Origin of the sequence: Nostoc sp. FACHB-133, from assembly GCF_014698055.1 — a bacterium.
GTDB lineage: Bacteria > Cyanobacteriota > Cyanobacteriia > Cyanobacteriales > Nostocaceae > Nostoc.
This window is the reverse complement of record NZ_JACJSH010000125.1, coordinates 1-8,395: the sequence shown is the minus strand read 5'-3', so window position 1 is coordinate 8,395 and position 8,395 is coordinate 1. Positions and strand designations below refer to the sequence as shown.

General features: G+C 37.9%; 5 protein-coding genes and 1 pseudogene. 5 read left to right on the top strand and 1 reads right to left on the bottom strand.

All coding sequences use genetic code 11. The annotated features are described in order from the left end of the window. Positions 1-100 precede the first annotated feature (100 nt). The 4 genes and pseudogenes from H6G86_RS39325 to H6G86_RS37140 form a co-directional block, all read left to right on the top strand. Positions 101-482, top strand: a pseudogene (locus H6G86_RS39325) (transposase); the annotation flags it as partial. Positions 483-877: 395 nt separating this feature from the next. Beyond that, the gene (locus tag H6G86_RS37150; RefSeq protein WP_242065170.1) at positions 878-1,639 is read left to right on the top strand and encodes a response regulator transcription factor; all 762 of its coding nucleotides are present in this window, start codon (positions 878-880) and stop codon (positions 1,637-1,639) included. A gap of 33 nt (positions 1,640-1,672) precedes the next feature. Further along, positions 1,673-3,574, top strand: coding sequence for a sensor histidine kinase (locus tag H6G86_RS37145; RefSeq protein WP_190938568.1), 1,902 nt, complete (start codon positions 1,673-1,675; stop codon positions 3,572-3,574). A 254-nt stretch (positions 3,575-3,828) separates the two neighbouring features. Beyond that, positions 3,829-4,566, top strand: coding sequence for a DUF928 domain-containing protein (locus H6G86_RS37140; RefSeq protein WP_190938567.1), 738 nt, complete (start codon positions 3,829-3,831; stop codon positions 4,564-4,566). A 363-nt stretch (positions 4,567-4,929) separates the two neighbouring features. Here the strand turns inward: H6G86_RS37140 and H6G86_RS37135 are convergent, their stop codons facing one another. Further along, positions 4,930-7,764, bottom strand: a complete 2,835-nt coding sequence (locus H6G86_RS37135; RefSeq protein WP_190938566.1) for a CHAT domain-containing protein — start codon at positions 7,762-7,764, stop codon at positions 4,930-4,932. Positions 7,765-8,058: 294 nt separating this feature from the next. On the opposite strand from H6G86_RS37135, the gene H6G86_RS37130 reads away from it, so the two are divergent. Then, positions 8,059-8,301: a hypothetical protein gene (locus H6G86_RS37130; protein ID WP_190938565.1), complete on the top strand. Its 243-nt coding sequence runs from the start codon at positions 8,059-8,061 to the stop codon at positions 8,299-8,301. Positions 8,302-8,395 lie beyond the last annotated feature (94 nt).

Genomic DNA, 8,395 nt, shown 5'->3' with positions numbered 1-8,395 from the left:
TTAATTTATTTTATTTATCACTTTATTGATTTTTACAATTATCTATGTCATTTTGAAATCTCTCTTAGATTTTATTAGTAAATAAGGTGCGTTTCCCCTACGTTTAGAGCAGAGTAAACGTCGGGGTCGAAGGCTAAGTATTATTGGATTTCTTCAACCCCTAATTAGTTTTGTGTATGGTTTGGTGATTGGGGGCGTTTCACGCAAATCTTATATACAGATGATGGAGCTTGAAGCACTTGAAGCTCAAAAAACAGGACGCATCAGAGTAATCGTCCAGGACAACGGCCCGATTCATCGGTGTAAAGAAGTACAGCAATTATGGTCAAAGTGGGAAGACATGGGGAAAGTACATCTTCTTTCTACCCAAATATTGCTCAGAAATGAACCCGATTGAATTGGAATGCCAACATCTCAAAAAGGATGAACTAGCCGCGAAAACTTTTGAGGATGAGTACTACCATTGCCTATGCCGTCATTGATGGAGTCCAAACGAGAGGAGAAAAAGGAAATTACAGTACAAAATGTGTAAGATTTAACTCTAATTCTTCTGCTTAATTTTTTGTTATATACTTATAAATTTTTTCCACGACTTACTTAATTTCGATTGTGTGCTGTGGAACCGTGGGTGCAGACACACCAAAAGATTTTAGATTTAAGTACAGGGTTGGTCAATAGCCGATATGATACGAGTGATGACTTTTTATACCATCGCCTTTAAGTTGTACCTGTTGTGGATAAAAATTAAGTGGACAAGATGCTAACCATGTCAGTATTTTAAAATCCAACTTAACCAAGCATCTCCTGACACCTTTAGATTTGCACCTTTCTGCATAGCTTGAAAATTCATCTCCAATTAAAATAGGCATATATTTCAATGAGTAAAGTTAGAGGATGCTTTATTGGGATGAATACAAGTGAAAATATAGTAAGGATTAGTTTGAAAGAACATCAAGTTTATGGACATTTTTCCGTGGAAAAAAAGCTGGTTATTCTTGTTGTCGATGACCATCAATTAATTTTGACTGGTACCTTGAATGTATTAAATGGAGAGTATCCCGAAGCTTCTATTGTTAAGGCTCAGACGGGAAAAGAGACACTTGATCAATTGCAATTTTACAAGAAGTTTGACCTGATTGTGATGGATTTATCAATTCCCAATCAGCAAGGAGAGACAGCAGAAATTGATACTGGAATTAAGCTGTTGCAAATTTTGCTCAAAGAATATCCCCTTCAGAATTTCATGGTACAAAGTAGTTATGTGAAAGCGTTAATTAGAATCAAACACGAGATTGATAATCATCAAGGTGGCTTTGCGATCGCAGACAAAGGATTACCCGAAAATGAAATGCTCATGCGGGTTAGTTTAGCGCTTCATGGTGGAACTCACACCAAAGACATCAAAATAGGGATCGAACTCAAACCAGAATGGTTAGAGGTGTTACGTTTGGCTTTTGAAGAGAGTTTGACAGATCGGGCGATCGCTGAAAAGATGTATAAATCAGAACGAGCAGTGCGGACTTACTGGACGAAGATTCAGGATGTTTTGGGGATATATCCTGAAGACTGTAGGCAAGGTGGTAAAAATATGCGAATCCAAACCGAAATTCGTTGCCGTGAAGAAGGTTTAATTGATTAAGCGGATGGGAAAAATTAATCTGAAAAAAACTAAATGAGAAGGAGAATTTGGAATCGCATTTACCAAGAATTTGGGTTATGGTCTCTTGCTGCACCACCAGGAATACTAGTATTGGTGTTAGTAATATTGATTCGTATGGTTGGAGGAATGCAATCTTGGGAATGGATGTTTCTTGATACCATGTTACGTCTGCGTCCCAGAGAAAAACTCGATGAACGTGTAGTAATTGTGGGGATTGATGAAAAAGATATTGAATGGGTTAAGCAATATCCAGTTCCAGATGGGAAGATTGCAGAGTTACTCACTAAGCTGGAAACTTATAAACCGCTAGCAATTGGGTTGGATATATTCAAAAATGTTCCTGTTGAACCTGGTGGCGCACAACTGGCTAAAGTATGGCAGCAAAATACTAATATTATTAGTATTGAAAAAATATTACCACCAAAAGAGATTTATTCCGTCCGCAGTTTACCACCAGAACAAATTGGATTTGTTGATTTATTAAATGATGCAGACAGTAAAAATAGACGCTATTTATTATATACAACGAACCCAAAAAATTACAGACAAGATAAATATTCTCTAGCGCTACAGTTAGTTAATAGATACTTAAAATCGAAAAATCTTGAGTTAGAAACGGGGAAAAATGACCCGAATACAATTATGATTCAAGGGATTGAATTACCCCGGATAACTGATAATTTTGGTGGATATGTGGGCATTAATGATCGTGGTGGTGGATTGTCAATTTTGATGAGCTTCCGCAATAGTCATCAGCCTTTTACTGTTGTGTCGCTGCGGGATATTCTCAATGATAAAAATGAGAATGTTTATACAAAATTGTTGCGCGATCGCATTGTGTTAGTTGGCAACCGAAATCTGAGCGTTGGTGATATTTTTTATACATCTGCTTTGCCAACATTAGAATTAAAAGGTCAAATTTACGGTGTTGACTATCATGCTCACGTTATTAGTCAAATTCTCAGTACTGTCATCGATGGCCGGCCAATGTTGCACAGTTGGGGAGACATGGAAGAATACACATGGATAGTTATTTGGGGTTTTTTGCCGATTATTATTGGACGGTTTACCCAATCTGTTTGGAGAAATTTACTAAGTGTGGGTTTAGCGGGTGTTTGTCTGTTTAGCTACAGCGATGTGATGCTGTGGTTGTGGGGTATATGGATTCCTGTAGCACCCATTTTTCTGATATTAGCTGTCAATGGCGTTGGCTTGAGTGCTTTCACATTTTATCAGCACGATCAATTCTTGCGATCGCAAATTAACGAACGTCAAAACACAATTCAACGTACTTTTACCCTAATTCATAATGGGCCTCTGCAAACTCTTGCCTATGGATTAAAGCATATACGTGCTAAAGATGTACCCGATCAACAACTCCTGGGACAATTTGAAAAGCTAGATCGAGAAATTCGGGAAATTGGCGAATTTCTCAAACTCGAAACATTAACAAAACAAGAGATTTTACGTTTAGGGAGCGGATTGATTCTGGAATTAAATCGGCCGCTTCATGATTTATTATACGAAGTTTATTCAAGTACGTTAGAACGTAAAGATTTTGAAAATTTTAAAAACTTAAAAGTCAAAACTCGCAACTTTGATCCAATTGATGATAAGTATTTAACTATGGAACATAAACGTGAAATTTGTCTGTTTATGGAAGAAGCTTTATGTAATGTTGGCAAACATGCAGAAGGAGCAAAGCGTGTTCAAGCAACGGGTATTTATAGTGAAAATCAATATAATTTATGCGTCAAAGATAACGGTTCTGGGATTCAATCAAATCTCGAAAATAAAGGTACAAAACATTCTAAATTACTGGCTAGACAATTAAGAGGAGAGTTTCGACGCGAATCGCTTTCCTCTGGTGGAACAATATGCGAACTTAGTTGGAGACCTAAGAAGGGATTTTAGATTGACAGCAGTTTTCATCTATTTAGACCACACTTTTGTATTTCTCTCTGCGTCTCTGCGTCTCTGCGCGACACCACTTGCTTTAAGTTGGCAGAGCCGCCCAACGCAGTGGCTCCTCTGCATGAGATAAAAAAATGTGGCTTATTTACCTAAAAATAGCTGTAATCTCGGATGGTGCTTAGTCTACGGCATAATACATCCTAAAAAACTAATTGATTTTCTATTCTTCTTCAAAACAATTACCAGCATTTACCATGAGTCATCAATATTTGGGATTTTGGCTACATCGCCGCAGAATTACAAGTTTGGTTGTGGGAGTAGTTTTTTTAATTAGCGCAGTCCCCGCTTATGCTGAGTTTAAACCACGCGATCGCAAACCTGCTAGTGGATATTCGCGTGCGGGTGGTTCGCGTGGTTTAGGTAAATGTTCGAGTAGCAGTATCCCTTTGACGCAGCTTGCACCTCAGACATTTATTGGTAAAACCGCTTCCACACGTCCCATGTTTGGTTGGTATATGTCAAGTTCCCAAACCGTGCAATTTCGACTGTTTGAATTCGATTCAGCAACAAAGGTTAAACAAATTGGCAAAGTTAAAGAAATAACAACAATAGTCGGGATAAACCAACTAAAACTTCCCGCCGATTATCCTGAACTAACTGTAGGTAAAACATATTTCTGGCAAATTGCAATTGACTGCGAAGCGCATCCAATTGTTAGCAATGCAGAATTTATAGTTATCAATTTTAAATCACTAGCTAAAAACCAATTTACTAACATCCCAGAAAGTGTAAATTATTATGCTGAAAATGAACTCTGGTATGAAGCATTTGAAGAAGCATTGAAAGCAACCAGTAATGGTAAACTAGGTAAAAGTGGAGCAACTTTAGTTCAAGAACTGGCACAGTCAGAAATTCCCACGGGAAGCAAAGCTGATATCAAAATCATCAAACAACGCATCGAATATCTCCAAAAAATTTCCAGCAAAACTTAATGGCTCTGCGAGTGTGGGTATGATAAATGAATACATAAAAAATGGTGAAACCATTTATATGGTAAGGTTTCATACAGACAAAACAACAGATTTGATAAAAATAGAATTTGATTGTCTTGAATTCCTTGCCATCTAATGAATTGAAGTCGTATTAAGTATTAATTTTGTATAGTAAGTCTCGGAGAGCCAACTTAATTACTGTCTTCGCAGCGTAAAGCCTTCTCTTCTCCCAAGGGGAAACGCTACGCGAACGAGAGGCTTGTCTGCGACACGCTGTTCGCGTTCGTTTAGAGCGAGTCCTCGTACCCCTACGGGGAAGCAAGCTACGCGCAGCGTCTCGTAGAGAGCGTCATTACGAATTATTTAAAGCCAATTACCGATCGCAATCATTGATGCCCAATATACTGGGTTATCATACTTAATATTTATACCTTCAGATGGCGGTAAGTTTTTAGCATTAATCATCCGAATTTGGGCTTTTTGCAATGCTTCTGCAATACTAATTCCAGTGTCGCGGTAGTTGGTGTAAAATGTTTTGACTAGTTCAGATGTTGATTGATCGTTGACGCTCCACAAAGATGCGATCGCACTTTTAACGCCCACTTGTAATGCAACTCCAGCTAATCCTAGTGTAGAGCGATCATCACCCACTGCGGTTTCACATGCAGTCAGTGCCAGAAGTTCGACGCTATCTAATTTGCTGTTGAGGTTTCCTAGTGAGTTTTCTAATTGACTGATGGTGAGTTTTTGGTTTTTACCTGTGACAATAAAGGTGTCTTCGGGAATGATGCCAAATTGAGCGTGACTAGCTATATGGACGATGGGATATGTTGTTTTCTCAAGTTTTTGTTTAAAACTTTCGGGAAAAAACTTATCATCGATAAGGTCGGTATGATTGGGAAATATGCTTTCAACTGCATCGACTTCTTCGGGAACTGAAAAAAGCTGATCAAAAGATTTTCCGTCGATTGTTGCTTGTTGTGTTAAACCTAAAATTAGCGCCTTTTGTGTACTACGGTCGCGGACTTTTGGTGTAGTAAGTCGTAAACTAGGAGTTGTGGCAACTGCGTAGGTTTCGATTAAGTATTTCTGTTGTTGACTATCATAAAGTGCTGCCATTGGTACACTACGCAAAAACCCATCTTGAATAAACACCAGGGTTTTGACTGTCTCAGGTTTAATATCTTCAGCAAAAGGGCGAATTATCCAATCATAAAGCTGTGCCGCAGTTGTTGTATCATAGTTAACTTGTACTTCTCCTTTAATTAATCCGGTACGAAACTCGGCAATTTTTTTCTGTAATTTGTCACTGTGAATTATCTTATTTGTACCTTCTTGATTGGAGTCTTCAATCCATTTAAATTTGGTTGTCTGATTAGGTAATTGCAATAATATTCCGGTTTTGTTATCAAAAATTATCGAACTCAAAAACCCAGTATTCTTAAACGCTACACTATTATCTTGCAGAAGTTCGCCTACCTGTTTGGGATTCAACCCACTCAAAATACAATCATTGCCAAAATAATTTTGTAATTCTGCCAGTTTCAACGCATCGATAGTATTAACTACTTGCGATAATTCCTTGGCACGTCGTTCGTCTGCAATTGCACCAACTCCTAACAAATCTAGCCGCGATCGCGCCAATGTTCGGTACAATGGTTGCACGACATCGCGGAAGTCAAACTGCACATCACGTTCTGCGGTCAATATATCCTGGCGAATATCTTCTAGAGTATCAAATGCTCGTTGATAAGATGCGATCGCTTCTTCTTTTTTTCCCTCTTGTTCATCTAAAATCCGTCCAGCTTGCCACTCCCACAAATACAAGCTATCTTTTGCACTCAAGTTCTTATCTGCGGCGATAATTGCAGCTTGAGTATATTTTAATGCTTGTTTACTATCTTTGCGGCATTCCCAAAAATGTCCTAAAGCACCATTAGCATAAGATTGCAAGCGATTGTCTTGTAATTTATTACTAGTTAATACTGAGCTTTTGAGGAAATTTAATGCTTCGGTGTCTGACAATACCATCGCAGTTGGACAGTAGGTAAAGGGTGAAGTACCTTGAGAATGGCGCTGCAAATATGCTAAATCAATTGTTCCATAGACTTTTGTTGCTGAGTCGGGTAAATCTTTGAGAAGCTTCAAAGCATCGTCATGGGCATTATTAAAAGTTTCATCGTCAATAACTTTCGTTTCATTTGTCTGGGAAGAACCCAACTGAATTAAATTTAATAATCCCCGCATCTCTGCTAAAGCTTGTTTTCGGTTACGCGCCAGCTTTATACTATTCTGAAAATATTCGCGCGCTTGGTTATAATCTGCCGCCGACTTGTTGGTAAATTCTTTTTCTTTACTAAAAATACCAGCTTGCTTTGCAGAATTGGCTTGTAACTCATGCAATTGAGCGCGACTTTTATAAGCATTACCCAAACTATTTAACACCAAAAAGTCATAAGCTGGAGATACTTGTTGGGCTGCGTGTAAATATTTAATTGCTTGGTCATAACTTCCGATTAACCGATATGCTTCACCGAGAATTCCCAAGGCTGCAATTTTACCACGTTTGTCGTTGTATTTAGTAGCGATTTGTTCGGCACTTTCGGGAGTACATTTTATTTCCTGACTTGGTTGATTGTCGGAGATTCTCGACTTTTCTACCAGTTGACCACATAAAAGTGCAATCGCTTTGCGAGGTTGTCCCAAATTGCTGTACACTTGGGCTAGTTCTGACTGCATTCGTCCGACTTGCTGGATATTTTGCACCGCTCCATAGTCACGAATCGCTGCCGATAAGGATGCGATCGCTGCTTTATTTTCTCCTACTTCTTGGTAAGCACGCGCCAAATCTTCATTTACCACCGCCGTACTTGACGGATTATTTTTACTCTGATTTAATGCCTCTTGCCAATGTTTGATTGCATTAAAAAAATTCCCAGTATTATAATCTTTAATTCCTTCTTCAACCAGCGCAGCGACATTTGGAACTTGTGCAAATCCCACTTGTCCAAAAACAACACATATCAGTAATATCGTCAAAAACGAAACTTGAATAAATTTTTGATGTCGATTCGGTTTCTGATGTTGATGAGTAGAGAAATTAATTAGCTGATTGCAGAGGTTTCTAAGTTTCAGCAACATCTCTATCCACTGACGCGCAGAGGTTAATATTTTGAGATATTTCTTTTTGGTTTTCATATTTCTATACATAAAGAAAATACTTATTTAGTTTAAATTACCAGAAATCAGTAGAAATAACTCAAAATTTCACAAGTGTGCAGTTTCCTGCAAAATAGTATGCACTATCCTGGGATCGCACTATCCAAATTATGCACCTATATGTGCATAAAAGGTGAATGCATTTCTTAGTCGTTGACCATAATCTGAGTATTAAAGAAATGGTTGATAAATCGAAAAACACCAATAATCATTAATTTATTAACCGTTGCTGATAAAAATATCGTTACTTTATTAACTTTTGAGAGAGCGGTTATGTTTGATAAACTAATTTGCAACACAGTTTTAGCAACATCTTTGACATTACCAAATTTTAAAAAAACCGCATTTATCGCAATTTTAGTAACTGGAATTGGATTATTTGGTACTAAGTCAGCATCTGCTAAGAATATGTTAGCACAAACAGCAGTTGTTTCTCAATCTTCATCTTATGCGATCGCACAAATTGTAGATGCAAATTCTCCACTTTACGGAAGTTGGAGTCTCAGATATAAGTAGGACAGGGTGAAAAAACCAAATTGTGTAAAGATAAGTAAATACACATAATGTATCTACCACGGTAACAGGTATATGGGCAGCCGTTTAAGGGTAT

What these genes read in the sequence shown, in the direction of transcription:
- H6G86_RS37150 (WP_242065170.1), top strand. Translation starts at nt 878, where the DNA reads ATGAGTAAAGTTAGAGGATGCTTTATTGGGATGAATACAAGTGAAAAT.
- H6G86_RS37140 (WP_190938567.1), top strand. Translation starts at nt 3,829, where the DNA reads ATGAGTCATCAATATTTGGGATTTTGGCTACATCGCCGCAGAATTACA.
- H6G86_RS37145 (WP_190938568.1), top strand. Translation starts at nt 1,673, where the DNA reads ATGAGAAGGAGAATTTGGAATCGCATTTACCAAGAATTTGGGTTATGG.
- H6G86_RS37130 (WP_190938565.1), top strand. Translation starts at nt 8,059, where the DNA reads ATGTTTGATAAACTAATTTGCAACACAGTTTTAGCAACATCTTTGACA.
- H6G86_RS37135 (WP_190938566.1), bottom strand. Translation starts at nt 7,764, where the DNA reads ATGAAAACCAAAAAGAAATATCTCAAAATATTAACCTCTGCGCGTCAG.